At 61.9% G+C, this 26,513-nt stretch carries 27 protein-coding genes and 1 pseudogene; 20 read left to right on the forward strand and 8 right to left on the reverse strand.

The features are described 5' to 3' along the window. Positions 1 to 67 precede the first annotated feature (67 nt). From frmR to fghA, 8 genes and pseudogenes are all read left to right on the forward strand, one after another. The gene (gene frmR / locus ACZ9GA_RS13820) at positions 68 to 343 is read left to right on the forward strand and encodes a formaldehyde-responsive transcriptional repressor FrmR (RefSeq protein WP_457362144.1); all 276 of its coding nucleotides are present in this window, start codon (positions 68 to 70) and stop codon (positions 341 to 343) included. A gap of 67 nt (positions 344 to 410) precedes the next feature. Further along, positions 411 to 1,520 (forward strand): S-(hydroxymethyl)glutathione dehydrogenase/class III alcohol dehydrogenase, encoded by a 1,110-nt coding sequence (locus tag ACZ9GA_RS13825; protein ID WP_457362143.1) that lies wholly within the window; start codon positions 411 to 413, stop codon positions 1,518 to 1,520. A gap of 71 nt (positions 1,521 to 1,591) precedes the next feature. Then, positions 1,592 to 2,161: an S-(hydroxymethyl)glutathione synthase gene (gene gfa, locus ACZ9GA_RS13830; protein ID WP_457362142.1), complete on the forward strand. Its 570-nt coding sequence runs from the start codon at positions 1,592 to 1,594 to the stop codon at positions 2,159 to 2,161. 145 nt (positions 2,162 to 2,306) lie between these two features. Beyond that, positions 2,307 to 3,590, forward strand: a complete 1,284-nt coding sequence (locus ACZ9GA_RS13835) for an NAD(P)/FAD-dependent oxidoreductase (protein ID WP_457362141.1) — start codon at positions 2,307 to 2,309, stop codon at positions 3,588 to 3,590. A gap of 26 nt (positions 3,591 to 3,616) precedes the next feature. Beyond that, positions 3,617 to 4,474, forward strand: a complete 858-nt coding sequence (locus tag ACZ9GA_RS13840; protein ID WP_457362140.1) for a metal ABC transporter solute-binding protein, Zn/Mn family — start codon at positions 3,617 to 3,619, stop codon at positions 4,472 to 4,474. Further along, positions 4,471 to 4,983, forward strand: a pseudogene (locus ACZ9GA_RS13845) (metal ABC transporter ATP-binding protein); the annotation flags it as partial. The gene ACZ9GA_RS13840 and the pseudogene ACZ9GA_RS13845, both read left to right, overlap by 4 nt. 331 nt (positions 4,984 to 5,314) lie before the next feature. Next, positions 5,315 to 6,163 (forward strand): metal ABC transporter permease, encoded by an 849-nt coding sequence (locus tag ACZ9GA_RS13850; RefSeq protein WP_457362139.1) that lies wholly within the window; start codon positions 5,315 to 5,317, stop codon positions 6,161 to 6,163. Then, positions 6,160 to 7,008 (forward strand): S-formylglutathione hydrolase, encoded by an 849-nt coding sequence (gene fghA / locus ACZ9GA_RS13855; protein WP_457362138.1) that lies wholly within the window; start codon positions 6,160 to 6,162, stop codon positions 7,006 to 7,008. The genes ACZ9GA_RS13850 and fghA overlap by 4 nt, the downstream gene beginning before the upstream one ends. 184 nt (positions 7,009 to 7,192) lie before the next feature. Here fghA and ACZ9GA_RS13860 read toward each other — a convergent pair whose 3' ends face one another. Further along, entirely contained in the window at positions 7,193 to 7,807 is a 615-nt protein-coding gene (locus ACZ9GA_RS13860) for an alpha-ketoglutarate-dependent dioxygenase AlkB family protein (RefSeq protein WP_476226464.1), read from the reverse strand. A 337-nt stretch (positions 7,808 to 8,144) separates the two neighbouring features. Between ACZ9GA_RS13860 and ACZ9GA_RS13865 the strand changes: the two genes are divergently transcribed. Next, a complete protein-coding gene (locus tag ACZ9GA_RS13865; RefSeq protein WP_457362136.1) occupies positions 8,145 to 8,717 on the forward strand; it encodes a hypothetical protein in 573 nt (190 codons plus the stop codon). Between the two features lie 88 nt (positions 8,718 to 8,805). Here the strand turns inward: ACZ9GA_RS13865 and ACZ9GA_RS13870 are convergent, their stop codons facing one another. From ACZ9GA_RS13870 to ACZ9GA_RS13880, 3 genes are read right to left on the reverse strand one after another with little or no spacing between them, the layout of a single operon-like run. Beyond that, positions 8,806 to 9,393 (reverse strand): YceI family protein, encoded by a 588-nt coding sequence (locus tag ACZ9GA_RS13870; protein ID WP_457362135.1) that lies wholly within the window; start codon positions 9,391 to 9,393, stop codon positions 8,806 to 8,808. A 47-nt stretch (positions 9,394 to 9,440) separates the two neighbouring features. Beyond that, positions 9,441 to 9,998 carry a YceI family protein gene (locus ACZ9GA_RS13875; protein WP_457362134.1) on the reverse strand — a complete coding sequence of 186 codons (558 nt, stop codon included), beginning with the start codon at positions 9,996 to 9,998 and terminating at the stop codon, positions 9,441 to 9,443. A 14-nt stretch (positions 9,999 to 10,012) separates the two neighbouring features. Next, positions 10,013 to 10,555 (reverse strand): cytochrome b, encoded by a 543-nt coding sequence (locus tag ACZ9GA_RS13880; RefSeq protein WP_476226465.1) that lies wholly within the window; start codon positions 10,553 to 10,555, stop codon positions 10,013 to 10,015. 115 nt (positions 10,556 to 10,670) lie between these two features. On the opposite strand from ACZ9GA_RS13880, the gene ACZ9GA_RS13885 reads away from it, so the two are divergent. Beyond that, positions 10,671 to 11,561, forward strand: coding sequence for a LysR family transcriptional regulator (locus ACZ9GA_RS13885; protein WP_457362132.1), 891 nt, complete (start codon positions 10,671 to 10,673; stop codon positions 11,559 to 11,561). A gap of 7 nt (positions 11,562 to 11,568) precedes the next feature. Here ACZ9GA_RS13885 and ACZ9GA_RS13890 read toward each other — a convergent pair whose 3' ends face one another. Further along, a complete protein-coding gene (locus ACZ9GA_RS13890) occupies positions 11,569 to 12,582 on the reverse strand; it encodes a GntR family transcriptional regulator (RefSeq protein ID WP_457362131.1) in 1,014 nt (337 codons plus the stop codon). A 292-nt stretch (positions 12,583 to 12,874) separates the two neighbouring features. Between ACZ9GA_RS13890 and ACZ9GA_RS13895 the strand changes: the two genes are divergently transcribed. The 10 genes from ACZ9GA_RS13895 (at position 12,875) to ACZ9GA_RS13940 (ending at position 22,279) form a co-directional block, all read left to right on the forward strand. Then, a complete protein-coding gene (locus tag ACZ9GA_RS13895) occupies positions 12,875 to 14,233 on the forward strand; it encodes an amidase (protein WP_457362130.1) in 1,359 nt (452 codons plus the stop codon). Between the two features lie 72 nt (positions 14,234 to 14,305). After that, entirely contained in the window at positions 14,306 to 15,187 is an 882-nt protein-coding gene (locus ACZ9GA_RS13900) for a polysaccharide deacetylase family protein (protein ID WP_457362129.1), read from the forward strand. A gap of 24 nt (positions 15,188 to 15,211) precedes the next feature. Beyond that, complete coding sequence (locus tag ACZ9GA_RS13905) at positions 15,212 to 16,570, forward strand: MFS transporter (protein WP_457362128.1); 1,359 nt, start codon at positions 15,212 to 15,214, stop codon at positions 16,568 to 16,570. 12 nt (positions 16,571 to 16,582) lie between these two features. After that, positions 16,583 to 17,356, forward strand: a complete 774-nt coding sequence (locus ACZ9GA_RS13910) for an SDR family NAD(P)-dependent oxidoreductase (RefSeq protein WP_457362127.1) — start codon at positions 16,583 to 16,585, stop codon at positions 17,354 to 17,356. Positions 17,357 to 17,362: 6 nt separating this feature from the next. Continuing rightward, positions 17,363 to 18,136 (forward strand): SDR family NAD(P)-dependent oxidoreductase, encoded by a 774-nt coding sequence (locus ACZ9GA_RS13915; protein WP_457363728.1) that lies wholly within the window; start codon positions 17,363 to 17,365, stop codon positions 18,134 to 18,136. A gap of 25 nt (positions 18,137 to 18,161) precedes the next feature. Then, positions 18,162 to 18,461: a hypothetical protein gene (locus tag ACZ9GA_RS13920; protein WP_457362126.1), complete on the forward strand. Its 300-nt coding sequence runs from the start codon at positions 18,162 to 18,164 to the stop codon at positions 18,459 to 18,461. Beyond that, positions 18,458 to 19,450 carry a CobW family GTP-binding protein gene (locus ACZ9GA_RS13925; protein ID WP_457362125.1) on the forward strand — a complete coding sequence of 331 codons (993 nt, stop codon included), beginning with the start codon at positions 18,458 to 18,460 and terminating at the stop codon, positions 19,448 to 19,450. The genes ACZ9GA_RS13920 and ACZ9GA_RS13925 overlap by 4 nt, the downstream gene beginning before the upstream one ends. Continuing rightward, positions 19,447 to 20,631 (forward strand): ABC transporter substrate-binding protein, encoded by a 1,185-nt coding sequence (locus tag ACZ9GA_RS13930; RefSeq protein ID WP_457362124.1) that lies wholly within the window; start codon positions 19,447 to 19,449, stop codon positions 20,629 to 20,631. The genes ACZ9GA_RS13925 and ACZ9GA_RS13930 overlap by 4 nt, the downstream gene beginning before the upstream one ends. A 123-nt stretch (positions 20,632 to 20,754) precedes the next feature. Next, on the forward strand, positions 20,755 to 21,384 hold the full coding sequence (locus ACZ9GA_RS13935) for a YbhB/YbcL family Raf kinase inhibitor-like protein (protein ID WP_457362123.1): 630 nt from the start codon (positions 20,755 to 20,757) through the stop codon (positions 21,382 to 21,384). A gap of 19 nt (positions 21,385 to 21,403) precedes the next feature. After that, positions 21,404 to 22,279: a helix-turn-helix transcriptional regulator gene (locus ACZ9GA_RS13940; protein ID WP_457362122.1), complete on the forward strand. Its 876-nt coding sequence runs from the start codon at positions 21,404 to 21,406 to the stop codon at positions 22,277 to 22,279. A 22-nt stretch (positions 22,280 to 22,301) separates the two neighbouring features. Here the strand turns inward: ACZ9GA_RS13940 and mdlD are convergent, their stop codons facing one another. The 3 genes from mdlD to ACZ9GA_RS13955 form a co-directional block, all read right to left on the reverse strand. Beyond that, positions 22,302 to 23,612 carry an NAD(P)-dependent benzaldehyde dehydrogenase MdlD gene (gene mdlD / locus ACZ9GA_RS13945; RefSeq protein ID WP_457362121.1) on the reverse strand — a complete coding sequence of 437 codons (1,311 nt, stop codon included), beginning with the start codon at positions 23,610 to 23,612 and terminating at the stop codon, positions 22,302 to 22,304. A 21-nt stretch (positions 23,613 to 23,633) separates the two neighbouring features. Next, a complete protein-coding gene (locus tag ACZ9GA_RS13950; protein WP_457362120.1) occupies positions 23,634 to 24,518 on the reverse strand; it encodes a transporter in 885 nt (294 codons plus the stop codon). Positions 24,519 to 24,579: 61 nt separating this feature from the next. After that, positions 24,580 to 26,172, reverse strand: coding sequence for a GMC family oxidoreductase (locus tag ACZ9GA_RS13955; protein ID WP_457362119.1), 1,593 nt, complete (start codon positions 26,170 to 26,172; stop codon positions 24,580 to 24,582). Positions 26,173 to 26,513 lie beyond the last annotated feature (341 nt).

The raw sequence follows: 26,513 nt of genomic DNA on the forward strand, positions 1-26,513 counted from the left end.
ACTTCTGGCATACTCCCTACCAGTACCTTAGGTACACTCTTTGCCAGTCACCTACTGGAGAAGATCAATGCCCCATTCACCTGCAGAGAAAAAACGCGTCCTGGGACGGGTTCGTCGTGTCAGAGGCCAATTGGATGCACTGGAAAACGCCTTGGAACAAGGCGCCGAGTGCGGCCCCGTTTTGCAGCAGATCGCCGCTTTGCGCGGTGCCGTCAACGGACTGATGGCTGGCGTGCTGGAAAGCCACCTCAGGGAAGAATTCACTAATTTGGTAGAAACAACCGAGGAACAGCGCTCCTCGATCGACGAAGTGGTCTCGTTGGTGCGGACGTACCTCAAGTAGACACCTCACACCCTGTCGACGGGCGCGACACCTTCGGTTCAATGAGCACCCCACTAGGAGAGACCCTATGAAATCCCGTGCAGCCGTAGCATTCGAAGCTGGCAAGCCGCTTCAAATCGTGGAAATCGATGTCGCGCCGCCCCGCGCCGGCGAAGTACTGATCAAAATCACCGACACCGGCGTCTGCCACACCGACGCCTTCACCCTCTCGGGTGATGACCCCGAAGGCCTGTTCCCTGTGGTGCTGGGCCACGAAGGCGCTGGCATCGTGGTGGAAGTGGGCGAAGGCGTTACCAGCCTCAAGCCCGGCGATCACGTGATCCCGCTGTACACCGCCGAATGCGGCGAATGCCTGTTCTGCAAATCCGGCAAGACCAACCTCTGCGTGGCCGTACGTGCTACCCAGGGCAAAGGCGTCATGCCCGACGGCACCTCGCGTTTTTCCTACAATGGCCAGCCGCTGTACCACTACATGGGCTGCTCCACCTTTAGCGAGTACACCGTGGTCGCCGAAGTCTCGGTGGCCAAGATCAACCCCGATGCCAACCCTGAGCACGTCTGCCTGCTGGGCTGCGGCGTGACCACCGGTATCGGCGCCGTGCACAACACGGCCAAAGTACAACCGGGCGACACCGTGGCCATCTTCGGCCTGGGCGGCATCGGTCTGGCAGCCATCCAGGGCGCCCGCCAGGCCAAGGCCGGTCGCATCATCGCCATTGACACCAACCCGGCCAAGTTCGACCTGGCTCGCCAGTTCGGTGCCACCGACTGCATAAACCCCAAGGATCACGAGCAGCCGATTCAGCAAGTGATCATTGAAATGACCGGCTGGGGCGTGGATCACTCCTTCGAGTGCATTGGTAACGTCCATGTGATGCGCGCCGCACTTGAATGTGCCCACCGCGGCTGGGGTCAGTCCATCGTCATCGGCGTTGCCGGTGCCGGTCAGGAAATCTCCACTCGCCCCTTCCAACTGGTCACCGGGCGCACCTGGAAAGGCTCGGCGTTCGGCGGTGTCAAAGGCCGTAGCCAACTGCCGAAAATGGTCGAAGACTCGATGAAAGGCGATATCGAACTTGCGCCATTCGTCACCCATACCATGCCGCTCGAACGCATCAACGAAGCGTTCGACCTGATGCATGCAGGCAAATCGATTCGCACCGTCATCAAGTATTGATGGCCGTGCCTGGGGCGCACGCCCCAGGCACAGGTTCGAATCCCCTTGAAGCTCTACCTGGAGATACCAACGTGAGCAATGTAAAACTTCACCCGTCCCTGGATAACGGTTTCAAACCGGCTGATGCCAACTTTGCCGGCGGCACGCTGCAGTGCCTGTGCGCTACCGACAAAGTAGAAGTGAAAATCGATGCCCAGACCCTGCACAACCACGCCTGTGGCTGCAGCAAGTGCTGGAAACCGGCCGGTGCCAAGTTTGCCGTCATCGCCGTTGTCCCACGCGACAAGGTCAGCGTAACCGCCCATGGCGAGAAACTGGCCATCGTCGACCAGAGCGCGACCATTCAACGTCACGCCTGCAAAGACTGCGGCGCACACCTGTACGGTCGCATCGAGAACACCGGCCACGCGTTCCACGGCCTGGACTTCGTCCACACCGAACTGTCCCCACAGACCGGCTGGTGCGCTCCGGCGTTCGCCGCGTTCGTATCCTCGGTCATCGAAACCGGCACCCCGCCGGCTGAAATGGACGGCATTCGCGCCCGCATCCGCGAAATCGGCCTGGAACCCTACGACTGCCTGTCGCCAGCACTGATGGACGCCCTGGCGACTCACACCGCCAAGCAGAACGGCGTGCTCTAAGCCGCTTGCAACACCGTTAATGATTAAGCCGCACCCGCGATAACACTGAGTGTTGTCGAACGTACTCGCTCGCCTGCGAAACGGCTGGCGAGCGAGTACATCTTTTTTATTCGTACTGTTTTCCAACTTTATTTAGAGCACTTTAATGAAACATAAAATTGTCATTGTCGGGGGTGGTGCCGGCGGATTGGAACTTGCCACTAAACTGGGCAAGCGCTTCGGCCGGTCAGACAAAGCCTCCATTACACTGGTCGATGCCAACCTCACGCACATTTGGAAGCCGCTGCTGCATGAAGTGGCGGCGGGCGCCTTAAGCTCCGCCACCGAAGAACTCAATTATCATGCCCAGGCCAAGTGGAACCACTTTTCCTTCGAGCTCGGCAGAATGGAAGGTCTGGATCGCCAGTCCAAGACCATCCGCCTGGCGGCTGTAATGGACGAACAAGGCGATCCGCTGATTGCTGCCCGCAGCCTGAGCTACGACACGCTGATCGTTGCCGTGGGTAGCACCTCCAACGACTTTGCCATCGCAGGGGCCAGGGATCACACCGTGTTCCTGGACACCCGCCAACAGGCCGACGTGCTGCATCGCAAGTTGCTCAATGCCTACCTGGCTTCCAACAGCAATCCTGACCTCGCTGGATCGATCTCGATCGCGATAGTGGGTGCGGGGGCCACCGGGGTAGAGCTTGCCGCCGAGTTGCGGCATGCCGCCCAAGAGCTGTCCAGCTACGGCCTTGGGCAAATCAGCCCGGACAATGTGAATATCACGGTGATAGAGGCTGGCCCGCGGATTCTGCCAGCCTTGCCAGCACGCATTGGTGACGCCGTGCTGAAAACGCTGGAACGGCTAGGCGTCACTGTCATGGTGAACGCTGCTGTCGCCAGCATCGACGAAGCCGGGCTCACCACACGCGAAGGCCATCGTATCGAGTCCTCTCTCAAGGTGTGGGCGGCGGGCATCAAGGCGCCCTCGTTCCTCAAGGATCTGGATGGTCTGGAAACCAACAACATCAACCAGTTGGTGGTGGGTTCCACGCTGCAGACCACCCGCGACGAATCGATTTTTGCCTTCGGCGATTGCGCGGCCTGCTTCGACCCCAACACCGGTAGAAATGTGCCACCTCGCGCCCAAGCGGCGCATCAGCAGGCATCGACGCTGGTCAAATCAATTCAAGCCAGAATCAAGCATCAGTCACTCCCTACGTTCAACTACAAGGACTACGGATCATTGATCTCGTTGTCCAGGTTTTCGGCCGTTGGCACCATCATGGGCACGAAGAAGCTTGAAGGGCATTTGGCGCGCTACTTCTACATGTCCCTCTATCAGATGCACCAGGTCGCCTTGTACGGGGTGATGAGAACGGCGTTGGCGGTCATCGGCGGCTTTTTGGGCAACCGAATCAAACCCGCCTTGAAGCTGCATTGACCGCACGGACATCCGAGGCACACACAGTGAAGAAGTTGGTATTTTGGTTGGCGTTGATGGCCTGCGTCCTTCAGGCCCATGCTACTGAGCGGGTTTCGATCGTCGCAGCAGAGAATGTCTACGGCGATATAGCCCGGCAGATCGCAGGCCCTGATGCGGATGTCTCCAGCATCCTGAGCAATCCCGACCAGGATCCTCACCAATTCGACGTCAGCCCGTCCGTGGCTCGAAGCCTGTCGCATGCCTCGCTGGTGATCTACAACGGCCTTGGCTACGACGCGTGGATCGAGCAACTGTTGAGTGCCGCGCCACGACCTGATCGCAAGGCCATCGTCGTCGCGCAACTGCTGGGCAAGCACGCTGGGGAGAACCCCCATGTGTGGTACTCACGCGACGCCATGGCTGCGCTCGCGGATACATTGGCCGCCGAGCTCGGGGTGCAAGATCCCCTGCACGCCCCCGGTTATCAAACAAGGCTAAACGCGTTTCATCGGTCCCTGGCCCCTATTGCCGTGATGGTCGCCGACCTCAAGATTCGCTTTCCAACAGTGGCAGTCACAGCGACCGAGCCGGTGTATGGCTATGTGCTGCAAGCGGTGGGCGCGCAGGTACGCAATCAGCGCTTTCAACTGTCCGTCATGAACGAAACCGAGCCCAGCGCCAGTGATGTGGCAGCCTTCCAGGACGATCTGCAAAACCACCGAGTTCGGGCGCTCGTCTACAACCGGCAGACAGCTTCTCCCTTGGCAGAGCGAATGCTGGCCATCGCCAGACAGGCAGATGTACCCACCGTTGCTGTCACCGAAATGCTGCCTGCCGGGCTGACCTATCAGGCCTGGCTGCTTGGCAGCCTGAATACCCTTCAGGAGGCATTGGAAAAATGACTACCGCTGCTGCTGTGAGGTTCGAGGACGTTACACTTCGCCTGGGCGCCCACCCCGTGCTGAGCCAGGTGAGTTTCGCCATTGCGCAAGGGGAACTCGTGGGCATGCTGGGGCCCAATGGCGCCGGTAAAACCACGCTCATGCGATCGATCCTGGGCCTGGTCAACCCTTCCGAGGGACGTATCGACGTACTCGGCAGCCCGGTTACCCACGGCAGCACCAAGATCGGGTACATGCCGCAACTTCGCGGCTCATCAAGCACCATGCGGCTCAGTGGCTGGGACTTCGTCGCCAGCGTGCTCAAGGGCCACCGATTCGGGTTGCCGATCCACAGCAAAGCCCAGCGTGCTGAAGTTCGAGACGCCTTGGAGCTGGTGGACGCCGGCGCCCTGGCACAACGCTCGCTGAACGACATGTCGGGCGGGGAGCGGCAACGCCTGCTGCTCGCCCAAACGCTGTTGGGTGGCCCCGAACTGTTGTTGCTTGATGAGCCATTGAACAGTCTTGACCCTCACCGGGCCAACGACATGCTCATGCTCATCAGGCGCGTCCAAAAGGAGCTGGGAATCGCCGTTGTGCTCAGCGCACATGACCTGAACCAACTGGTCGGGGCGCTCGACAAGGTGTTGTACCTGGCACGTGGGCAAGCAGCGCTCGGGACCGTTGAGCAAGTGATCACCTCACCCGTGTTGTCGCGCTTGTACGAATCGAAAATGGAAGTCATCCACGCTGAAGGCCGCATTTTCGTCGTGCCTGGTGCCGGCGCCGGTGTCACCCCGCTTCATGCTCATGGCAACGTCGGCGGGCAGAGCCCGCTCAGTCATCAGGAGGCGCGTCACTATGCTTGAGTACGATTTCATCCGACACGCATTCATCGCCTCGGCCATCGTTGCCTTGTTGGCCGGAGCCGTGGGTTATTTTCTGGTGCTGCGTGGCCAGACCTTTGCCGGCCATGCCCTGGCCCATGTCGGATTTACCGGCGCGACCGGCGCGCTATTGGTCGGCTTCCCGCCGTTGGCCGGGCTGGTGGTAGCCAGTGTCGCAGCAGGCGCCGCCATGGGCGCGATGAGCGAAAAGTCGGCACAACGCGATGTGGCCATCGGCTTGGTGCTGTCGCTCACACTCGGCATTGGCTTGCTGTTCCTGCACTTCATGACAACCTCGGCGACGCAAGCCACCGCACTGCTGTTTGGCAACGTCTTGGCGGTCAGCGTCGGTACCATCCAGGTCTTGCTGGTACTGGCCGTGGTCAGCCTTGGATGGTTGGCGATCATCTCCCGGCCACTGCTGTTCGTCAGTCTGCAGCCCGAGCTTGCCCAGGCCAAGGGGCTTCGCCCAAGGCGCTATTCAATCGCTTTCCTGGTCATTACCGCGATGGCCACCGCTGAAAGCGTGCAGATCGTCGGTGTGCTGTTGGTCTTTGCCCTGATGGTTGGTCCGGCAGCCACCGCGTTGCGGCTGACCAACAATGTATTGCGCGGCATCGTCTTGTCGATGGTGATCGCCCTGGTCGAGGCTTGGCTGGGTATCGTATTGGCCTACTACAGCGACTGGCCAACGACGTTCTGGATCGCCGCGCTGAGTGCAGGTTTTTATGCTGCCGCCTATGCCACCGATCGAATGCGTTTGCGCCTACCCATGACACGTTTTTTCCAGTACCACACACCTGTGAATCGGAGCACTCAATGAGCATTGAAATCGTCTCGTCCCAAAAAAGCTTCGGCGGCTGGCATAAGCGCTACAAGCATCGCTCAACCGTACTCGACTGCGACATGGTGTTCGCCGTTTACCTGCCGCCCCAGGCTGAGCAAGTCGCCAAATTGCCAGTGCTTTACTGGTTGAGCGGCCTGACCTGCACGGACGAGAATTTCATGCAGAAGGCCGGCGTGCAGCGCATTGCCGCTGAGCTGGGGATCATCATCGTAGCCCCCGATACCAGCCCCCGTGGGCCACAAGTACCAGGCGACCCGGACGGCGCATGGGACTTCGGGCTGGGGGCCGGTTTTTACGTCAATGCCACCCAGGCACCCTATGCGCAGCACTATCGCATGTACGACTACGTGGTCAGTGAGTTGCCCGCCCTGGTTGAAGCGCATTTCCCAGCCAGTGAAGCGCGCAGCATCAGTGGCCACTCGATGGGCGGCCATGGGGCGCTGGTGTGTGCCCTGCGCAACCCAGGACGATACCGCTCTGTTTCGGCGTTCTCCCCTATTTCGAACCCGATGAAATGCCCGTGGGGTGAAAAGGCGTTCTCTCGCTACCTGGGTACCGATCGCAGCGTCTGGCGTGAATGGGATGCTTCTGTGCTGATCGAGACTGCCAGTGAACGTCTGCCCCTGTTGATCGACCAGGGTCAGAGTGATGACTTCCTGGAAACCCAGCTCATGCCTGCCGCGCTGACGCGAGCGGCTGAAGCAGCCGGGCACCCGATTAAGCTGCGCCTGCAGCCTGGCTACGACCACAGCTACTATTTCATTGCCACGTTCATTGAGGAGCACCTGCGGCACCACGCCCAAGCGTTGAACCAAGCGTGATTCGCTGAAGCAGCGTGCAGGACGTTGCGTGTGACGCGGCCTGACGGCCGCTGCTACAAAGGGCGTCGCAAAACCCTGTAGCCGCTGCCGACAGGCTGCGCTGGCCCCGACAGGCACTGGAGATTTCCAGCGTGGATAAGGGCCAGCGCAGCCTTCGGCAGCGGCTTCTTCAAGAGCCCGAAGTTCAGGACCAATCCTCATGCTCGGGGAACAATCTGAATGTCAGGCTGATGCGCGGGGCCACGGGCTGCGAAGTGCGCATCAGGGCGTGCAGCCAATGCCGCTGGGTGTCGCCGCCCATGACGATCAGTTGGCCATGCTCGAGCATCAGCGCACGACGGTCCCCCGATCTTTTGTGCTTGAAGGCAAATTTGCGCGTGGCACCCAGGCTCAGCGAGGCGATCAGGCCATGGGGCCCGGTCGCTTCCGGGTCGCTGTGCCACCCCATCGCCTGACTACCGTCCAGGTAGCGGTTGAGCACACAACTATTGAATGCGCCGCCGGTGGCCTGCACGACTCGTTGCCGAATGGCTTCCAGCACGGGCAAATCCCACACCCTGGCCTGGCGCAGTACCCCGGAATGTGAATACCGATAAGGCTGATCGCCGTACCAGGCAACATGCCGTCCGCTTGTGACGAGATGCCCCTTGATCAGCGCCGTGTCTGCCTGCCAAGGCACGTCGCGCATCAAGCAATGCAAGAAGTTATCGGCTTCGCGTGCCGATACGATCATTCCCAAGTCATTGAGCAGGCCGTCGACCGGCAGTAAATTCAACGTGCCTGGTGCAGGCGCAAACAAATCATTTTGCATGATGGATCAATCAAACTCTCGCCGGCAGTACACGCCAGCGGGCACTCTACCGGTATTTGGCGACTCTCATAATATCCATTTCAAAACAACACCTTAAACGTTTTGAATGGAATTGATCGTCAACTGCCTCAACTCGCTTAATTATCAATTACATCGATAATAATCATCGAACATGACCATCAATGACAAATGTCAAAATATCGTTAAATAGGAATTCCTTTCAAATATACCCCCGGAGTTTGGTTTGCCCTCCTACCTACACGATCTCAAGCACGCCGGCTATTCCCTGTTGTTGAGAATGGCCCTGGTGTCCTTGGCATTGGCCATGATCTGGCTCGACATTGCGGTTTTCCACACGCAGATATTGGAAATATCCTTCACGGAAATTACTCAGGAATTAATGCTGCTGGCGTGCGCCCTGCTCTTCTGGACCGTGCCTGCAGATCCCGGACACGCTGGATTCAAGACCCTGGCAGGCGGCTTCTTCGCCTGTTTGCTGATACGTGAGCTCGATGGCCTGTTCGACCCTATCAGCCACAGTGCCTGGTGCTGGCCGTTCATGGCCATCGGGCTGTTTTGCGTGAGTATCGCGGCCAACCCGCGGAATCGACAAGCCACGCTGGCGGACCTTGCCGCCTTTACCCGCACGCGCGCCTTCGGTGCTCTGGTGACCGGCTTCGGTGTGCTGCTGTTTTCGCGAGTATTCGGCATGGGCAGCCTGTGGCACCTGATCCTTGGCGATGGGTATGCGCGCCTGGCCAAGACCACGGTAGAGGAAGGTGTGGAGCTATTGGCCTACTCCATGTGGCTGGCGGCAACCCTGGAATATTGCCTGCGGGTACGCTCGACGACCGAGGTTCGGCAGGCTGCAGCCAGCTATTCCCCGCACCTGCGCTGATTCACCCTGAACGCAAAAACGCCAGCCCGGGCAAGCCGGGCTGGCGTTTTTTCATGCCCTCGTAAAGGCACGCCGCAACGCGGTGGCCTTACTTGGCGACCGCCTCGAGCGATACAGTGATGGTCACTTCATCACCTACGTACGGTACGTATTTGCTGGCACCGAAATCGCTACGCTTGATGACCACTTCGGCATTGGCACCGATGGCGTCCTTTTTCAGCATCGGGTGCTGCATGGCCACGTAGTGAGTGATGGTCAGGGTCACTGCCTTGGTCACGCCCTTGATGGTCAGCTGGCCGTCCAGGGCGACAGGCTTGTCACCTTCGAAACGTACCTTGTCACCCTTGAAGGTCGCCGTCGGGTATTTCGCGGTGTCGAGGAAGTCAGGGCCCTGGATGTGGCCGTTGAACACGTCAAAACCGGTGTCCACGGAGGTGGTGTCGATGGTGATATCGACCTTGGCGGTTTTGGCCGCGGTATCGATGATCACGGAGCCCGTGGTCTTGTTGAACTTGCTCATCTGCGTCGACATGCCGAAGTGGCTGTACGAGAAGCGCTCGAAGGTGTGCGAGTTGTCGATCACGAAGGTTTCGGGGGCGGCCATGGCGGCGGTGGCGCCCAAAGTAGCGGTGCCGGCCAGCAACAGGGCTGCGGTAAGTTTGGTCAGTGCTTTCACGGGGTATTTCCTCGGATTCTGTGGGTGGAACGCTAGTGCGGGTTGAGTTATTGGCTGGTCGCGGTGAGGCGAACCTTGATCTTGATGTCGTTGGCCACGACGTCGAAGGACGACCATTCGCCTTCGCCGATCGAGTAATCACCGCGTTTGAGCACAAACGTGCCCTCGAAAACGCCGGTGTTGCCCTGTTCGGTGAAGGTGGACGCTGCCACGACATCCTTGCTGATGCCCTTGATCGTCAGCTTGCCAGCCACGTCATAGTGATTGCCGCCCTTGGGGGTCAGGCTGGTGAGTTCGAAGTGGCCTTTGGGAAACGATGCGGTGTTGAACCAGGACTTGCCCACCACCTCGTCGTCATTCTCGGGCGAGCCGGTGTCGACGCTGGCCAAGTCAATGTCCAGTACCGCCTTGGCGTTTTCAGGGTGGGCAGGGTCGAAGCTGACCTGCCCGGCCAACGTTTTGAAATGGCCGTCCATGGAGACGCCCATCTGCTCGTAAGTGAATTCGACGCTGCTCTTGTCGGCTTGCAACTGAGTAAACGATGCCGCGAACGCAGAGCCTGCGCCCGCAGTCAGCAGCGCGATGGCAAGTGCCAGGGATTTCATGACGCAGACTCCTCTCAATGACGGGAAGGCGATCGAGGAAGCATCCGGGTCAGGATGTCGTCGCGATCGATAAAATGGTGTTTCAGCGCGGCGGCCACATGGCCGACCAGCACAAGGATCAGCAGGATGTTCAACGCAAGGTGGACATTGAGCAGCACATCACCCAATGCCTTGTCGCGGGCCACCAGGTTGGGCAAGGGCAATACGCCAAACCAGACGGTCTGAAAGCCCTTGGCCGAGCTCATCAGCCAGCCCGACAGCGGGATGACCAACATCAGCACATACAGCACGCCGTGCCCGGCGTGGGCAGCCAGCCGATGCAGCGCCGGCATGCTTTCAGGCAGCGCGGGGGCCTTGTGCCCCGCACGCCAAGCCAAGCGAATCACAGCCAGCAGAAACGCGGTGACACCCGCCCATTTGTGCCAGGAGTAGTACTTCAACTTGGCGGGCGATATCGGCAAGCCATGCATGTAGAAGCCCAGGCCCAGCAGTCCGAAGATCAGGATCGCCAGGGTCCAGTGCAGTGTCTTGGCGGTGCGGGTGTAATGGCGTGTCACGGTCATTGCTCAGAGTGGGCGAGCGCTACATGTCTCGATGCGGTGCATCCTAAAGATTTACATTGATGCGAAAAAGTAGACAATGTGGAACTGTCTGTTTACTTAAAGAGCAACAATGAATCGCCTCGATGCCATGACGATGTTTGTGAAGGTTGCCGAACTGGCCAGTTTTTCCGCCGCCGCAGAGCAACTGGGGATAGGCCGCTCGTTGGTGACGCGGCAGATTGCGTCGCTGGAGATGTACCTGGGGGTCAAACTGATGGTGCGCACCACCCGCCACGTTTCGCTGACGTCGGCCGGGCATGCGTACCTTGAGAAGTGCCGGGAAATCCTGGGCTTGCTGGAAGAAGCCGAATCGGTGGTGATGGAGGAGCGCCATACCTTGCGCGGTCGTTTGCGGATCAGTCTGCCGCTCAGTTTCGGCCTGCGCCGGCTGGTTCCCCTGCTGAACGAGTTTTGCCACCTTTACCCTGAAATCAAGTTGGCCCTGGACTTCAGCGACCGCACCCTCAACCTGGCCGAAGAAGGCATCGACCTGTCGATTCGTATCACGGATTTGCTGGCCCCCGGCGCGATCGTACGCAAGCTGGGCGAATGCCGGTTGTTGACGGTGGCCTCACCGGCCTACCTGGCGGCGCATGGCACGCCCCTGCACCCCCGCGAACTCGAAGGCCACGCGTGCCTGACCTATTCCCCGCAGATGACCAACCGGCCCTGGACCTATGCCATCAACGGCGAAAGCGAATCGCTCTACCCCCCGTTCCGCCTGCAGGCCAACAATGGCGATGCCCTCGCCGAGGCGGCGGTCAGTGGCATGGGCATCACCGTGCAGCCAGACTTCATCCTGGATCAGTACATCAGCGCAGGCCAACTGCAGGTCATACTGCAAGACTTTGACGCCAGTCCCCTGGGCATCTATGCGGTGCTGCCCAGCGCCCGCTACATGCCACAACGGGTCAGGGCCCTGATCGAGTTTTTGTCCGAACAGTTGTCGGCGCGGCGATAATCGTCGCTCAACTCAACCGGATCAGGTATGGCGCCAGTTCCGGCTCCGGCAATACCGATAGCACCTTGAGCCGCTGCAGGGTGCGCTCCCGTGCCCGCAGCAGATGATCGCGCAGGCTCAACGCCGCCGCATCGACATTGCCATGCAACAGTGCCTCGATGACCAGGCGATGCTCAATCAGGGTTGCCTCGTCGATGCCCATGTTCAAAGCCTCGTTGAAGATCCGGCTGACGTTCATCGGGCTTTGGTAAAGCTGAATCAACGCTGCCATCTTGCGGTTGCGCAGCCCTTCCAGACAGCGTACGTGCAAGTCATGCTCAAGCCGCTCGACGTCAGCGCTGGTCGCCGCAGCGGGATTCTTCTGGAGCTGGACGATGTGCTCGAGCATCTGCTGCAGCGCCTCTCGCCCCAGATGCACGGCTGTCTGTTGCAGGGCCTGCGGTTCCAGCAAGGCACGCAGTTCATAGTCGTCGGTGATTTCCCTGGCCGTCAGCGGACCGGCCAGCCATTGCGCATAGGGCTCCTTCTCCACCAGTCCGCGGTCACGCAGCCGCATCAGCGCCTCACGCACCACGCTGCGACTGACGCCCAGGTGGTCAGCCGCCAGTTGCTCGTCCAGGCGATAGTGGCCGAACACCATAACCGTCGACACGCAGGCGGCAATGTCATCGTAGACACGCTCGCTCAATGGTCGCTGATCAATCAGCTCCTGTTGGGTATCCAGGCCCAGCAACGCCCGGCTCAAGGGCTTGCGCACCGGCTCACCGACATCGCCGTGGGGATCGATCACATAGCCTCGACCGTCAAAGCGCCGGATCAGGCCCTCCTCACACAACAACGCCAACGCCTGACGCACCGGTACACGGCTAGTGGCGAACAGGTCGGCCAGGGGCGCCTCCAGCAATACCAGGCCCGGTGCCGCGCGGCCGTGCAGGATCGCATCGCGCAAGGCGCTACGGATCAAACCGTAGCGCGGGGCGCTTCGAGTGTCTTCAGTGATCGGCGCATCTTCGGCCAGCATGTACGGCTTCCCTCTCCCAGTCGGCGAAATTCTCTCACACCTATCCCTCGACGGGGCATCGGCACCACATTGGGGCCGCAGGGGATGGACTTGTTACTTTTTGGCTCACAAACGGATATTTATGTATTGGTCCATTTTATAGCCGATGGAAACGTTGGTCTCACAACCCCCTGCCGAGAGCCATCTCAGCAAAATTAACGACTGCGGCGCCACATTGGCATGATCACTGCTACCTAAAACGTACCTAAATAGTAAATGTACATTTTATGTTGTACGTTTTTTGGAGTGCGACATGTCTGCTGTCTTAAATGCTCTGGACGGAACAGCGCTGGCCCAGGCGTACGCCACGGGTGAGCGTGATCCGGTTACCGTCTGTGAGACGGCGCTGCGGCAAGCCCAAGGGCAGACCGGGGTCTTCATCTCCCTGGCCCAGGCCCGTGGCCTGCGCGAGGCTGAGGCTTCCCGCGGGCGCTGGAAAGCAGGCGCTGCGCTGTCGATGCTCGATGGCGTGCCCATTGCCTGGAAAGACCTGTTCGATATGAACGGTATGGTCACCACTGCCGGCGCTGCCTATCGACGCAATGCCCCCGCCGCCCGCCAGGATGCCACCCTGGTACAGCGGCTTACCCGTGCGGGCATGATCAACCTGGGCAAAACCAACCTCAGTGAACTGGCCTACTCCGGACTGGGCCTGAACCCGCATTTCGGCACGCCGGTCAACCCGGCCTTCGACGGCTTGCCGCGGGCACCCGGTGGCTCATCCTCTGGCTCGGCCATCGCCGTGGCGAGCGCGATTGTGCCGATTGCCATGGGCACCGACACCGCAGGCTCAATCCGTATCCCCGCCGCCTTCAACGGCCTGGTGGGCTACCGCAGCAGCCGCAAGCGCTATGGCTTCGACGGCGTGTTCAGCCTTGCCCGCACCCTCGATGCACTGGGGCCATTGACCCGCAGCGTGCGCGACGCCGTGGCCATCGATCAATTGTTGTGCCCAGGGCCGCGACCGATGCCGGCAGACCTGCGCGCACTGCACCTGCGCATCGACGAGGCCACCGTGGCTGACTCCCGCGTGACGCCCGCCGTGCGCGACAACCTGGAACGGTGCCTGCGATGCCTTGAGGCTGCCGGTGCGATCATCGATCGCCGCCCCGTGAAGGCCTGGCAGGCAACGCTGCTGAGCATCGCTGAACACGGCTGGCTGGGCGCGGCAGAAGCCTTTGCCCTGCATGAGCAAATGCTTGATGGCCCCGACGCCGAACAACTCGACCCCCGGGTACGCAAGCGCCTGGAAACTGCCCGCTCGCTGCCGGCCAGTGTGCAGCTGCGTCTGTACGGCTTGCGTGCGCAGTTGCAGGCCCAACTCAAGGCCGAGCTCGATGGCGCCGTGCTGGTGACCCCGACCGTTGCCCATGTGGCGCCATTGCTGGCCCCCCTTGAACAGGATGACGACCTGTTCGTCGCGACCAACCTCGCCACCCTGCGCCTGACCATGGCCGGCAGCCTGCTGGACATGCCGGGCGTGGCGATGCCCAGCGGCATCGACGCAACCGGGCTTCCTACCAGCCTGCTGTTGGCAGGTTGCAGCGGCAGCGACACACAGGTGCTGCGCGCCGCGTTGGCGGTGGAACAGACCTTGGCGCTAAACGCCTGATTGACGCCATTCAGGAACGCCCGGGACCCGGCCCGTGCGTTCATCCGTTGTAACCGGGTGGAGGATTTACCCATGACTAAAGAGATTCTGGTATCGATCGGCGTGGACGTTGACGCGGTCGCCGGCTGGTTAGGCTCGTACGGCGGCGAGGATTCGCCCGACGACATTTCCCGTGGCCTGTTCGCTGGCGAAGTCGGCGCTCCGCGCCTGCTCAAACTGTTCGAGAAATACGACCTGCGCACCACCTGGTTCATTCCGGGGCATTCGGTTGAAACCTTCCCCAAGGAAATGAAGGCCGTCGCCGACGCCGGTCACGAAGTGGGGATTCACGGCTACAGCCACGAGAACCCCATCGCCATGACCGCCGAGCAGGAGGAAATCGTACTCGACAAATCCATTGCGCTGATCACCGAACTGACTGGTCGCCGCCCCACCGGCTATGTGGCGCCGTGGTGGGAGTTCAGCCGTGTGACCAACGAGCTGCTGCTCAAGAAAGGCATCAAGTACGACCACAGCCTGATGCACAACGATTTCACCCCCTACTACGTGCGTGTGGGTGATCAGTGGACCAAGATCGACTACAGCCAGCACCCCGACACCTGGATGAAACCGCTGGTGCGCGGCGAGGAAACCGACCTGGTGGAGATCCCCGCCAACTGGTACCTGGACGACCTGCCACCGATGATGTTCATCAAGAAGTCGCCCAACAGCCACGGTTTCGTCAACCCGCGCCATTTGGAAGAAATGTGGCGCGACCAGTTCGACTGGGTGTACCGCGAACACGACTACGCCGTGGTCCCCATCACTATCCACCCCGACGTGTCCGGCCGTCCGCAAGTGCTGTTGATGCTCGAGCGGTTCATTGAGCACATGCAAGGCCATGCCGGCGTTCGCTTCGTGACCATGGACGAAATCGCCGACGACTTCATCAAACGTTCCCCCCGCCAGCGCTGACCTTTATCCCGCCGAGGATTGACCATGACTACGCCCGCCGCCGTTTTCGCACCCGAGCAGGTGCCCGCTGCCGAATGGAAGCCGCAGTACCTGACGTCAGGAGATGTCAAATACGCCACCTGGATCGCGTTCTTCGCCTGGGTGTTCGCGGTCTACGACTTCATCCTGTTCGGCACCCTGTTGCCGGTGATGGGTGAGCATTTCAGTTGGAACCAGGCCACCCAGGCCGAGATTGCCACGTGGGTGGCGCTGGGCGGCGCGGTGGTGGCCTTTGCCATCGGCCCGGTGGTGGATCGCCTGGGCCGCCGCAGCGGCATCATCTTCACCGTGACCGGCTCTGCACTGTGCTCGTTGCTGACGGCGTTCACCGCCGGTATGGGCAAGGGCGGCCTGATCGGCGTGCGTTCGGTGGCCGGGCTTGGCTACGCCGAGGAAGGTGTGAACGCGACCTACCTGACCGAAATCTATGCCGCGTCCACCGACCCGACACTGATCAAGCGCCGCGGTTTTATCTACAGCCTGGTGCAAAGCGGGTGGCCCGTCGGTGCCCTCATTGCCGCTGGCCTGACGGCGCTGCTGTTGCCCACCATCGGCTGGCAGGGTTGCTTCGTGTTCGCCGCCATCCCCGCGTTCGTGGTGGCGATCCTGGCGCGCAAGCTCAAGGAAAGCCCGCAGTTCCAGCTGCACCTGCGCATCGCTCAACTGCGCAAGGCAGGTGAAGAAGTCCAGGCGCAAGCCCTGGCCAAGGCCTACGGTATCGACTACCAGGAACACGCCAAGGCCGGCATCGGCGCGGCGTTCCGTGGCCAGGCGCTGCGCGCCACCCTGGTACTGAGCGTCGCCCTGCTGCTCAACTGGTCTGCCATCCAGGTGTTCAGCGTGCTGGGCACCTCGGTGATCGTCAGCGTGCACAACGTGTCGTTCCAGAATTCCTTGTGGATTCTGGTGCTGTCCAACCTGGTGGGCTTCTGCGGCTACCTGTTCCATGGTTGGCTGGGTGACCGTATCGGCCGACGCAACACCGTGGCCATGGGCTGGATGTGCGGCGGCGTGGCCTTCGCAGCCATGATCTACGGCCCCAGCGATCTGGTCACCGTGGTCACGCTGTACAGCGTTGGCCTGTTCTTCCTCAACGGCCCGTACTCGGCGTTGCTGTTCTTCATGAGCGAAAGCTTCCCCACCAGTATCCGTGCCACCGGTGGCGCCATCGTCCACGCCATGGGGCCCATCGGCGCCGTGGCAGCCGGCCTGGGCATCACTGGCGTGCTCACCAGCGGTGGCCAGTGGTACAGCGCGGCCATCTGGTTCGGTGCGGTGCCCTGCTTCCTGTCCGGGCTGGTGATGTTGGCAGCGCGCCACGTCAGCCCTGAAAGCGTCAAGTGATCGGAGTTCTCTATGATTGATGTCAATACTTCCCCCGTAGCCTTCATTACCGGCGCCGCCAGCGGCATCGGCCAGGCCCTGGCCGTCACCTACGCCCAACGCGGCGTGCGTGTGGTAGGTGGCTACTTTCCGGGAGACCCCCATGACCATCAGGACACCCTGAACCGCGTCGCCAGCGTCGGTGGTGAGTGCCTTATGCTGCCGTTGGATGTGACGTCCACCGAGTCCGTTGACGCTGCCGCGGCGCAGGCTGTCGAACGGTTCGGTCGCCTGGACTACGCCGTGGCCAACGCCGGGCTACTGCGCGCCGCGCCATTGCTGGAAATGACTGACGAGCGCTGGAACGAATTGCTCAACGTCGATCTCACCGGCGTGATGCGCACCTTCCGCGCGGCCTCGCGCTACCTGGGTGACGGCGGCGCCATGGTGGCCATCTCCTCCATCGCCGGCGGCGTCTACGGCTGGCAGGACCATGCCCATTACGCGGCGGCCAAGGCTGGCGTCCCAGGCCTGTGCCGGTCGCTGGCAGTGGAGCTGGCGCCGCGCGGCATTCGTTGCAACGCGCTGATCCCCGGTCTGATCGAAACCCCGCAGTCGCTGGACGCGAAAAACTCGCTCGGCCCCGAAGGGCTGGCCAAGGCCGCCCGCACCATCCCCCTGGGTCGCGTGGGGCGCGCCGATGAAGTGGCTGCCCTGGTGGCTTTCCTGACCTCGTCCGACGCCAGTTACCTGACCGGGCAAAGCATAGTCATCGACGGCGGCCTCACCGTTCGCTGGCCGGAGTAAGCCATGATGCAAGATACCCTTAGAACCCTGGCCCACCCGTTGGCTGGGCGCCGTGCAGTCATCACTGGCGCGGCCAGCGGGATCGGCGCCGCCATTGCCCACGCCTACGCCGAAGCCGGCGCCCGGCTGGTGCTGGCCGATCGCAATGGCCAGGCGTTGGAACGTGTCGCGGGCGGCTGCCGATCGCTGGGCGCGGAAGTGGTCGAGTGCGTCGCCGACGTGGGCACCCGCGCCGGCGCCCATGCGGGCGTCGATGCTTGCCTTGCCACCTTCGGCGGCATCGACATCCTGGTCAACAATGCCGGCATGCTCACCCAGGCGCGTTGCGTGGACCTGACCCAGGAGATGTGGGACGATATGCTGCGCGTCGACCTGACCAGTGTGTTCATCGCCAGCCAGCGCGCCCTGCCCGCCATGCTCGCTCAGCGCTGGGGGCGGATCATCAACGTCGCCTCGCAGCTGGGCATCAAGGGCGGTGCCGAACTGACCCACTACGCAGCCGCCAAGGCGGGGGTGATTGGCTTCACCAAGTCGTTGGCGCTGGAGGTGTCCAAGGACAACGTGCTGGTCAACGCCATCGCCCCCGGCCCCATCACCACTGCCCTGGTGGACGACCTGAGCCAGGACTGGAAGGCCGCGAAGGCCAAGGAGCTGCCTCTGGGCCGCTTCGGGCTGGCCGAAGAGGTGGCGCCCATTGCCGTGCTACTGGCCTCCGAGCCGGGCGGCAATCTGTTCGTGGGGCAGACACTGGGCCCCAACTCCGGCGACGTCATGCCCTGACCGGCCACCACAAAAGGCAAATTCCATGTGCGGACTCTGTGGCTTGCTGGGCGAAGACATTCATTGGAGCGATCCCTTGAGCGACGAGCTGCCGCGGCGTCGCGAACGCTTGCGGCGCATCGCCGCCATCAATCGTGTACTGGCACCGTTCCGGCTCAGCGTGTCTGACTTCCAGGGCACGGCCTATCTGCTGCACGGCGCCACCGGGCGCCAGGAACTGGCCAATGGCCTTGAGGATCTCTGGGCCAAGGCCCAGGCGATCCTTGGCCGACCATTGGACCCGCTGGACACGCGCGTACTGGACTATCTGGAGACCACCTCATGAGCCTGCCGCTGAATGTGATTACCGGTTTTCTGGGCAGCGGCAAGACCACCTTGCTCAAACGCCTGCTGACCGACCAGGCGTTGGGGGAAACCGTGGTATTGATCAATGAATTCGGAGAAATCGGCCTGGATCATCTGCTGGTCGAAGACATCGCCCCCGATGCGGTGCTGCTGCCCAACGGATGTGTGTGCTGCTCGGTACGCGGCGATCTGAAGGCGGCGTTGCTGCGGCTGGAGGAGCGCCGCCGGCTGGGGCAACTGCCCGCCTTCCGCCGCGTGTTGCTGGAAACCACCGGGCTGGCTGACCCGGCGCCCATCCTGGCCACCTTGGCCAAGGACAACCATCTGCGTGGCCACTACCACCTGGGGTTGATGATCACCGTGGTCGACGCCATGCACGCCAGCCTTCAGGAGCGCCTGCACCCCGAATGGCTGGCCCAGGTGGCGGCCGCCGATCGCCTGCTGATCAGCAAGGATGATCAAGTCGACACGCAGCTGCTGGCCCAGGTACGCGAGCGCCTGGCGCACCTGAACCCCGGCGCCGCGCAGCGGCTCGCGCGTACCGTGGGCGGTGGCGATGAACTGCTGTGGGGACAAGGCCTGGGCGGCGATGCCATTGGCGAAGAAGTGGCTCGCTGGCGGTTGTTCAAGCCGGTGGACAGCCAGCGGCACAGTCAGGCTCAGGTTTGCTGCCTGGAGTTCGAGGAGCCGCTGGACTGGATGACCTTCGGCGTATGGCTGTCCATGCTGCTAAGATGCCACGGCGAACGAATCCTGCGAGTCAAGGGCATCCTGGAAGTGATCAACAGCGAACAGCCAATCGTCATCCACGGCGTGCAGCACTGCCTGCATGCTCCCCTGCACCTGGCGGCCTGGCCGGCCGGGGCCCGCCGTTCGCGGCTGGTGTTTATCGTCCGCGACCTGGACACCGCCCTGCTCAAGCGGTCATTCGCCGCTTTTCTGCGTCAACCCGTGGTGGCAGCGGCATGAGCGAGCCCGTCACCCTCCGAGTTCTGGGTACCTCCGTGACCTTGCTGGAGTCGATTCGCCAGCGGGCGGAAGAAGAACTGGGCATCCGCATCGTCTACCAGATCCACGAGGTGCAACAGGCGCAGCGTATCGCGGTAATGCAACCCGACAGTTACGACCTCTACGATCAGTGGTTTCATAACGTTGATCTGGTGTGGCCAGCGCGCGCCATCCAGCCCATCGATACTCGCCGCCTGGCCTTATGGGAAGAAATCAACGATCTGCCCAAGCGCGGGCGCCTGAGCCCCGGCGATCGCCTGGCCACCGGCAGCCTGCCGTGTGACCGACTGTACGTTCAACACGATGGCAACTTGGGCAGCCGCCCCACTGACCTAATCAGCATGCTGCCGCTGACCCACAATGCGGACAGTTTCGCCTACCGCCCCGAGCGCCTGCCCAGTGGCCTGTCCACTGAAGACGAAAGCTGGGCGTGGCTGCTGGATGAAAAATGGTGCGGGCGCATTGCCTTGCAAAGCGATGCGTCCATTGGCGCGCTGGACGCCGCACTGGCCGTCCAGGCGGCAGGGCTGGCCCGCTTCGAGCACATTGGCAACCTTGAGCTGGAGGAAATAGACCAACTGGCTCGAATCCTGATCGACAAGCAGCGCCACGGTCACTTTTCCGCGTTCTGGTCCGACGGTCAGGAGGCCGGCGAGCTGATGCTGCAACCGCGAATCGATATTCAAAGCCTGTGGTCGCCGACGCTGATGCAATTGCACCGTGCAGGGGTGCAATACCGGCTGGCAGTGCCCAAGGAAGGCTATCGCGCCTGGTTTGGGGGGCTGTCACTGTCGCGCTGCGCCCAAGGTCGGGTCAAGGACGCTGCCTATGCCTACCTCAATTGGTGGCTGGCGGGTTGGCCGGGCGCGGTCATGGCGCGCCAGGGCTTCTATATCTCCAATCCGCTGCGTACCCGTGACCATCTGAGCCCTGCGGAATGGGACTATTGGTATGACGGCAAGCCCGCCCGTGAGGAGTTGATGGGCAGCGACGGCTTGCCGCTGATCGATGCCGGCGCCTGCCGTGAGGGTGGGTCATACGCCCAGCGCATGGGCCACATCAGCGTGTGGAACTCGGTGATGGATGAGCACAATTATCTGGTGCGGCGCTGGGCTGATTTCTTGCGCGCTGGCAAGCCGTGAACCGCGCACAAGCCCTCACAATGATCGGAAAAGGGCCAGGATTGAGTGGCTGGGCGTACATGCTAGCAAAGCGACTGGTCTAGCATGGCCGCCATCCAGTCCATGAACCCATGAGAGATTGCCATGCAGCTTTTCAGTCACAGCTTCGGTGAGGGACAAGTCATCCCCGGCCAATTTGCCTTCGCCGTTGCCAGCCCCGCCCAGCACATAGAACTGTCCTCAAACCGCAACCCTCACCTAGGGTGGGCCGAGGTTCCCGCAGGTACCCAATCGTTTGTGCTGGTGTGCCATGACCCGGACGTCCCCAGCTCCGGCACCGACGTCAACCAGGAGGGACGTGTGGTGCCCGCCTCGCTGCCGCGGGTGGAATTCTTCCATTGGCTGTTGCTGGACATTCCTGCCACCGCGAGGGAAATCACCGAAGGCTCGCACTGCTCTGCGGTGACGGCCCGCGGCAAGCCCGGGCCGCAAGCCCCCCAGGGGTTGCGCCACGGTATCAACGATTACACCGGGTGGTTTGCCGGCGACGAGCAGATGAAGGGTACCTACTTCGGCTACGACGGCCCCTGCCCACCCTGGAACGACACACTGATGCACCGTTACGTGTTCACCCTGTATGCCCTTGCCCGGCCGAGCCTGGATGTTGGTGGTGAGCTGAGCGGTGCCAACGTGCGCAACGCATTGGCCCAGGCACCGGTGCTGGCGCAAGCGAGCCTGACCGGCCTGTATACCTTGAATCCTGACGTGGGCTGAAGCCCGGGGCCTGCTTCGCGTGAATACCGCCATCGTCGATTTGCCGCGCCCCGACGCGGTCCCCGAATGGTCAACCCAGGCGCCGCCGTGGCAGTTGGCGCTGGCCCGTCCGGTGGCGCGTCACGGCGTGTGTGCCCTCGCCCAGCCTTGCCTGCGTCGTACGCAGCCCACCCCTGAGTTTCACTTCCAGGCCGCGTCCCTGCTACTGGTGGCATCCGGTGTATTGACCCTGGGCGGATCAGACCACGACCTGGTCATCGATAATGATCAGACCCTGGTGCTGGTGGAGCCCGACACCTGGGCCAATCTTCAGAAAACGCCGGGTGGGCTGCAACCTTGCTTTCGATCGGTGTTTCTGACATTCAGCCCAGGCCTTGTCGAGCAGTATCACCGCAACCGCCCCGTGCAACGCTCGGCGGTCCCTGATGCTGTGCGGCTGACGCCTCTGGACGCAGAATTGGCCACGACCCTGCGCTGGGTGTGCGCCAGCGTGCCCGATACCCTGATCAGCGACGAGCGATTGCGGTACCGCCTGCTGGACCTGCTGGCGGCATTGGATGAGCGCGGCGTGGGCTACGGCCGCCCTCGCCCAGCCGCCACGGCCACGCGCCTGCGCAGGCTGATCAGCGACAGCCCGGAGCACCCGTGGACGGCGCGGGAAGCGGGCCTCGCGCTGGCCATGAGCGAAGCGACGCTGCGCCGCCGCCTGGCCGCAGACCAGGTTCGCTTCGATGCGGTGCTGGTGGAGGTCCGCATGCATCACGGCTTGATGCTGTTGCAGACCACCGATTGGCCAATCGAGCAGGTCGCACAGGCCTGCGGCTATCGCTCACGAGCCCGGTTCGCGAGCCGTTTCCAGCAGCGTTTTGGCTATCTGCCGTCGACAGTGCGATGAGCGCATTACCGACGGCGCGGTTTCACGGCACGAAGCGGATGGATTTACGATGGGTGAAGGCCAGGTAGCTGTAATGCCCGTGGTATTCCCCCATGCCCGATGCTCCGACGCCGCCAAACGGCAGGTAGGGTGAGAACGCATGCAACATCACACCGTTGACCTGGGCATCGCCTGAAGGTATTTGCTCGATGATCGACCGCGCCCAATGCGGGTCGCGGGTAAACACATAGACCGCCAGCGGCTTGGGGTGGTGCTGGTTGATCAGCTCGACAGCCACCTGGGTGTCCTCAAATGCCAACACCGGCAGGATCGGCCCGAACAGCTCCTCGGCCATCAAGGCATCATCCCACTGCACATTGTCGACCACCGTGGCGCTGAACAGCCGCGCCTGAGCGTCGGATTGCCCCCCTACCAGCACTTCGCCACGGCTTTGATCCACCATCGCCTGCAGCCGTGCCACTTGCTGCGCGGTCACCAACTTGCCGGTGGCGCCCAGTTGCGGCAACTGCGCCTTGATCCGCTCCAGCAGTTTATGCAACAGCGCCGCCCGAATGCTGCGGTGGGCATACAGGTAGTCCGGCGCGATGCAGGTCTGGCCGCTGTTGATGAATTTACCGAACATGATCTGCTCGACCACCTGATCCAGGTCAGCGTCAGGTAACACGATCAACGGGCATTTGCCGCCCAGTTCCAACACCACTGGCGTCAGGTGCCGCGCGGCAGCTTCCATCACCACTTTGCCCACGTTGGGGCTGCCGGTGAAGAAGATGAAATCAAACGGCAGGCTCAGCAGGTGGGTATTTTCTTCCCTGCCACCTTGCACCACCGCGATGTACTGCGGCTCGAAGGCCTGGGTGATGATCGCCTCAAGCACCATCGAGGTATGCGGCGTGGTTTCCGAAGGCTTGAGGATGCAGGTGTTGCCGCCGATGATTGCACCGACGAGGGGCGTCAAGGTCAGGTTCACCGGGTAGTTGAACGGGCCGATGATGTACGTGACCCCGAACGGCTCCTGGACAATCTCGCAGGTGGAGGGCGCGATGATCTCCGCCGTGGGTACCTGTTGGGGCTTGACCCATTCATCCAGATGGGCCAAGGCGAAGTTGATCTCGTGAATAACCGCGCCGATTTCGGCCAGGTCGACGATTTCCCGTGTTTTGCCCAAGTCGGCGTCAAGCGCCGCGTACAGACCCTCGCGGTGATCCTCGATGGCCTGCTTGAGGCGGCGCAAGGCGTCCTTGCGAAAGTCGAGACTGCGGGTCTGGCGTGAGGCGAAGAACGCCTGTTGGCGCGCAAACAGCGCATCGATGGCAGTTGCGGGTAGATAGGTCATGCGGTGGATTCCTTTAAGCAATCAGAAAAGTTGCGCGATGCGGAAGCTCAATTGGCTTTGGGTCTTGAAGCCGTTATCAATACTGGTGTCGCGGCCCCACCCCAGGATCAGCTGGGTTTTGCTGGGCAGCATGTAGGCGGTGCCGATGGAATATTTGCTTTCACCGGGGCGGCCTTGGCTGACACCGTCGACGAACCGTTCGCCGCCCCACTGACGGGAGTAGGACGTACGCAGGTCCAGGCTGGGGGTGAGGTTGTAGCGGGCGATCACCTGCCCTTGATAGAGGGTTCGCTGCGACAGTGTGCTTTTCGTACTGCCGTAGCGATCGTTGTCTCCGAAATGCGTGCCATCGAACGCCGCATCCAGCGCCAACCGATCAGTGATCTGCTGGCTGAGACCGAGTTGGAGCGTGTACTTGTGGCGGTTTTCACCCAAGTTCAGCGCGTCATCCTTGTCGTAGTTGCCGGTGGGCAACGTAACCATGGGCGTGACGCCAAAATAGGTGCCCGAGGCCGGGTTGTTCACCAGCCACACCGTGTTGGCCAGGATCAGGTCGCCCAGGCCATTGCCAGTGCCCAAGTCGGCGCCGCCCTGCTTGCCATCGAGGTGGCCGAAGGGCAACAGGAACTGTGGATCGATGGTGTAGCCGCCCACGTCCATGAAGTGGATCATCCGCAGGGTGCCGACGTCCTGGCTCAGGTGGGTGCCGGCGCCGGTGCCCCGGCCGTGGGCATACGCGCTGTCGGCATGGCTGTGGTGGTAGTACAGCAGCGCCATGTTGGTGCCATCGGGCAGTGGCGTGTAGTCGCCACCGTCAATGTCCAAGGCCAGGCAGCTGGCAGGGATGGCCGGTATCACGCTGCTCAGCAGCAACGCTTGCACGTATTTGTTATTGGTTCGTGTCATGAGCATTTCCCTGGCACGACAGGCGCTTGCCGAGCCTGTCGGCCGTCGATGGACGGGTGGGTCAGAAGTGGTCGGCAACCAGCATCTTGGCCGCGTGCAAGGCCAGCGCCTGGGTAGGCGCGTTGGTGTTGCCGCTGGTGATGTTGGGCATGATCGAGGCGTCGATCACCCGCAGGTGTTCCACCCCTCTGACGCGCAGCCGCTCGTCCACCACCGCAGCCTCGTCGATGCCCATGCGGCAGGTGCCCACCGGGTGCCACATGGTGGTGGCCACGCGCTTGACCCACTCGCCGATCTGCGCGTCAGTCTGCACACTGCGCCCCGGCGACACTTCTTCATCAATCACCGGCTTGAGCGACTGCTGCTCCATGACCGCGCGCATGGCCTTCACCGACTCCACCGCCACGTGCAAGTCGAACTCATGGCCGATGAAGTTGGGGTTGATCAGCGGCATGGACGTGGGGTCCGAGTCGGCCAGGCGAATCCAGCCGCGGCTCTTGGGTTGCAGCACGACCAGTTCGAACGTCACCCCGGCACGGGAGCCGGTGGGGCTCAGGCCGTCCTGGGAAATGATCGGTACGTGATAGCACTGCACGGTAGGTTCGCCCTTGAAGTCCAGCGGGTCCCAATAAGACACGGTCTCGATGCCGTTGCCCGAGGCCGGACCGTCCTTGGTGAGGATATAGCGCACCCCGGCTTTCAGAGTGCCCAAGCCCTGGGCGACCTTTTGATAGCCCAGGTCGCCCTTGACGTAGGCACTGAGCGGAATGATGGGGTGGTCATGCAGGTTCTCGCCGACCCCAGGCGCGTCGACCTTGACAGGGATACCGAAATCATTGAGTTGAGCCCGCGGGCCAACGCCCGAGTGCATCAGGATCTTGGGGCTGTGCACGGCACCGGCGCTGAGTACCACGTGCCTGGCCTGAATCTCGTGCTTGCCGCCGCTGGTTTGCACTTCCACGCCCACGGCGCGGTTATCCTCGATCAATACGCGGGTGACCGTGCTCTTGGTCAGCAGGGTGACCCGGCCGCTGTCCAGGTGACGACGCAGGTGCGCTTCCACGGCGCTGCAACGGCGGCTGTTGTCGATGTTCGACTGCACGGGCGACACGCCGATTTGGCTGGCACCATTGTAATCGGGGTTGTAGGGCAGCCCATATTCCTGAAAGGCCTTGAGGCAGTGCTGGTTGAGGAGGTTGATGCCCTTGGGCAATTGCACCGCCAGCGTGCCGTTGATCCCGTGATGCTCGTTGTGAAAGCTGTCGTTCTTCTCCTGCTCGATGAACGCGCGCCACATGCCCTCGTACGACCATCCACCCTTCCCTGCGACGGCCTGCTCCCAGGCGTCGAAGTCGCGCTTTTGCCCGCGCACGTAGCACATGGCATTGACCGAGGTGCCGCCGCCCAGCACTTTGCCGGAGCGAAAACGCCGGGCGGTGCCATGCTGGTCCACGGTGCTGTCACGCCAAACGTGGCGGTCCTTGGCCAGGATGTTGCCAAATCCGGCAGGAATATGGATCAGGGGGTCGGCGTCCTTCCCGCCCGCCTCGATAATGGCGATACTGGCAGTAGTGTTTTCGGCCAAGTGCCCCGCCACTACGCAACCGGCGGCGCCACTGCCGATAATGAGCACGTCAAAGCTTTTATTTGTCATTTGTTTTTACCATCCACATCGACTTGCTGTTGAGTGCCCATTATTGGAGGCAGGCGGCGCGGACGGCAGAAGACGATGGTGGCAGCCAGACAGCGGTTTGCCCCGGGAAAACCGGTGGTTTGAGCCATGACTGTTCCAAAATTGAACAACAATGAATCACGGCGGTTCAGCCGGGAGGGGGGGCAGGGCACATGTACGCAGCGGTTGCAGACTTCGAGGCCTACGTGACCGACCTGCGCAAGGCCAAGGCAGCCATCATGCGGGGGGACGCGCCACACGCTACCACTATCGCCCCTACCCTCTTGCAGTCTTGGCAACGCAGTCACGCGCACGGTATACGC

This window comes from Pseudomonas sp. TE3644, from assembly GCF_056278815.1.

What these genes read in the sequence shown, in the direction of transcription:
- frmR (WP_457362144.1), top strand. Translation starts at nt 68, where the DNA reads ATGCCCCATTCACCTGCAGAGAAAAAACGCGTCCTGGGACGGGTTCGT.
- ACZ9GA_RS13825 (WP_457362143.1), top strand. Translation starts at nt 411, where the DNA reads ATGAAATCCCGTGCAGCCGTAGCATTCGAAGCTGGCAAGCCGCTTCAA.
- ACZ9GA_RS13835 (WP_457362141.1), top strand. Translation starts at nt 2,307, where the DNA reads ATGAAACATAAAATTGTCATTGTCGGGGGTGGTGCCGGCGGATTGGAA.
- ACZ9GA_RS13850 (WP_457362139.1), top strand. Translation starts at nt 5,315, where the DNA reads ATGCTTGAGTACGATTTCATCCGACACGCATTCATCGCCTCGGCCATC.
- fghA (WP_457362138.1), top strand. Translation starts at nt 6,160, where the DNA reads ATGAGCATTGAAATCGTCTCGTCCCAAAAAAGCTTCGGCGGCTGGCAT.
- ACZ9GA_RS13865 (WP_457362136.1), top strand. Translation starts at nt 8,145, where the DNA reads ATGATCTGGCTCGACATTGCGGTTTTCCACACGCAGATATTGGAAATA.
- ACZ9GA_RS13875 (WP_457362134.1), bottom strand. Translation starts at nt 9,998, where the DNA reads ATGAAATCCCTGGCACTTGCCATCGCGCTGCTGACTGCGGGCGCAGGC.
- ACZ9GA_RS13885 (WP_457362132.1), top strand. Translation starts at nt 10,671, where the DNA reads ATGAATCGCCTCGATGCCATGACGATGTTTGTGAAGGTTGCCGAACTG.
- ACZ9GA_RS13890 (WP_457362131.1), bottom strand. Translation starts at nt 12,582, where the DNA reads ATGCTGGCCGAAGATGCGCCGATCACTGAAGACACTCGAAGCGCCCCG.
- ACZ9GA_RS13895 (WP_457362130.1), top strand. Translation starts at nt 12,875, where the DNA reads ATGTCTGCTGTCTTAAATGCTCTGGACGGAACAGCGCTGGCCCAGGCG.
- ACZ9GA_RS13900 (WP_457362129.1), top strand. Translation starts at nt 14,306, where the DNA reads ATGACTAAAGAGATTCTGGTATCGATCGGCGTGGACGTTGACGCGGTC.
- ACZ9GA_RS13905 (WP_457362128.1), top strand. Translation starts at nt 15,212, where the DNA reads ATGACTACGCCCGCCGCCGTTTTCGCACCCGAGCAGGTGCCCGCTGCC.
- ACZ9GA_RS13910 (WP_457362127.1), top strand. Translation starts at nt 16,583, where the DNA reads ATGATTGATGTCAATACTTCCCCCGTAGCCTTCATTACCGGCGCCGCC.
- ACZ9GA_RS13915 (WP_457363728.1), top strand. Translation starts at nt 17,363, where the DNA reads ATGCAAGATACCCTTAGAACCCTGGCCCACCCGTTGGCTGGGCGCCGT.
- ACZ9GA_RS13920 (WP_457362126.1), top strand. Translation starts at nt 18,162, where the DNA reads ATGTGCGGACTCTGTGGCTTGCTGGGCGAAGACATTCATTGGAGCGAT.
- ACZ9GA_RS13925 (WP_457362125.1), top strand. Translation starts at nt 18,458, where the DNA reads ATGAGCCTGCCGCTGAATGTGATTACCGGTTTTCTGGGCAGCGGCAAG.
- ACZ9GA_RS13930 (WP_457362124.1), top strand. Translation starts at nt 19,447, where the DNA reads ATGAGCGAGCCCGTCACCCTCCGAGTTCTGGGTACCTCCGTGACCTTG.
- ACZ9GA_RS13935 (WP_457362123.1), top strand. Translation starts at nt 20,755, where the DNA reads ATGCAGCTTTTCAGTCACAGCTTCGGTGAGGGACAAGTCATCCCCGGC.
- mdlD (WP_457362121.1), bottom strand. Translation starts at nt 23,612, where the DNA reads ATGACCTATCTACCCGCAACTGCCATCGATGCGCTGTTTGCGCGCCAA.
- ACZ9GA_RS13950 (WP_457362120.1), bottom strand. Translation starts at nt 24,518, where the DNA reads ATGACACGAACCAATAACAAATACGTGCAAGCGTTGCTGCTGAGCAGC.
- ACZ9GA_RS13955 (WP_457362119.1), bottom strand. Translation starts at nt 26,172, where the DNA reads ATGACAAATAAAAGCTTTGACGTGCTCATTATCGGCAGTGGCGCCGCC.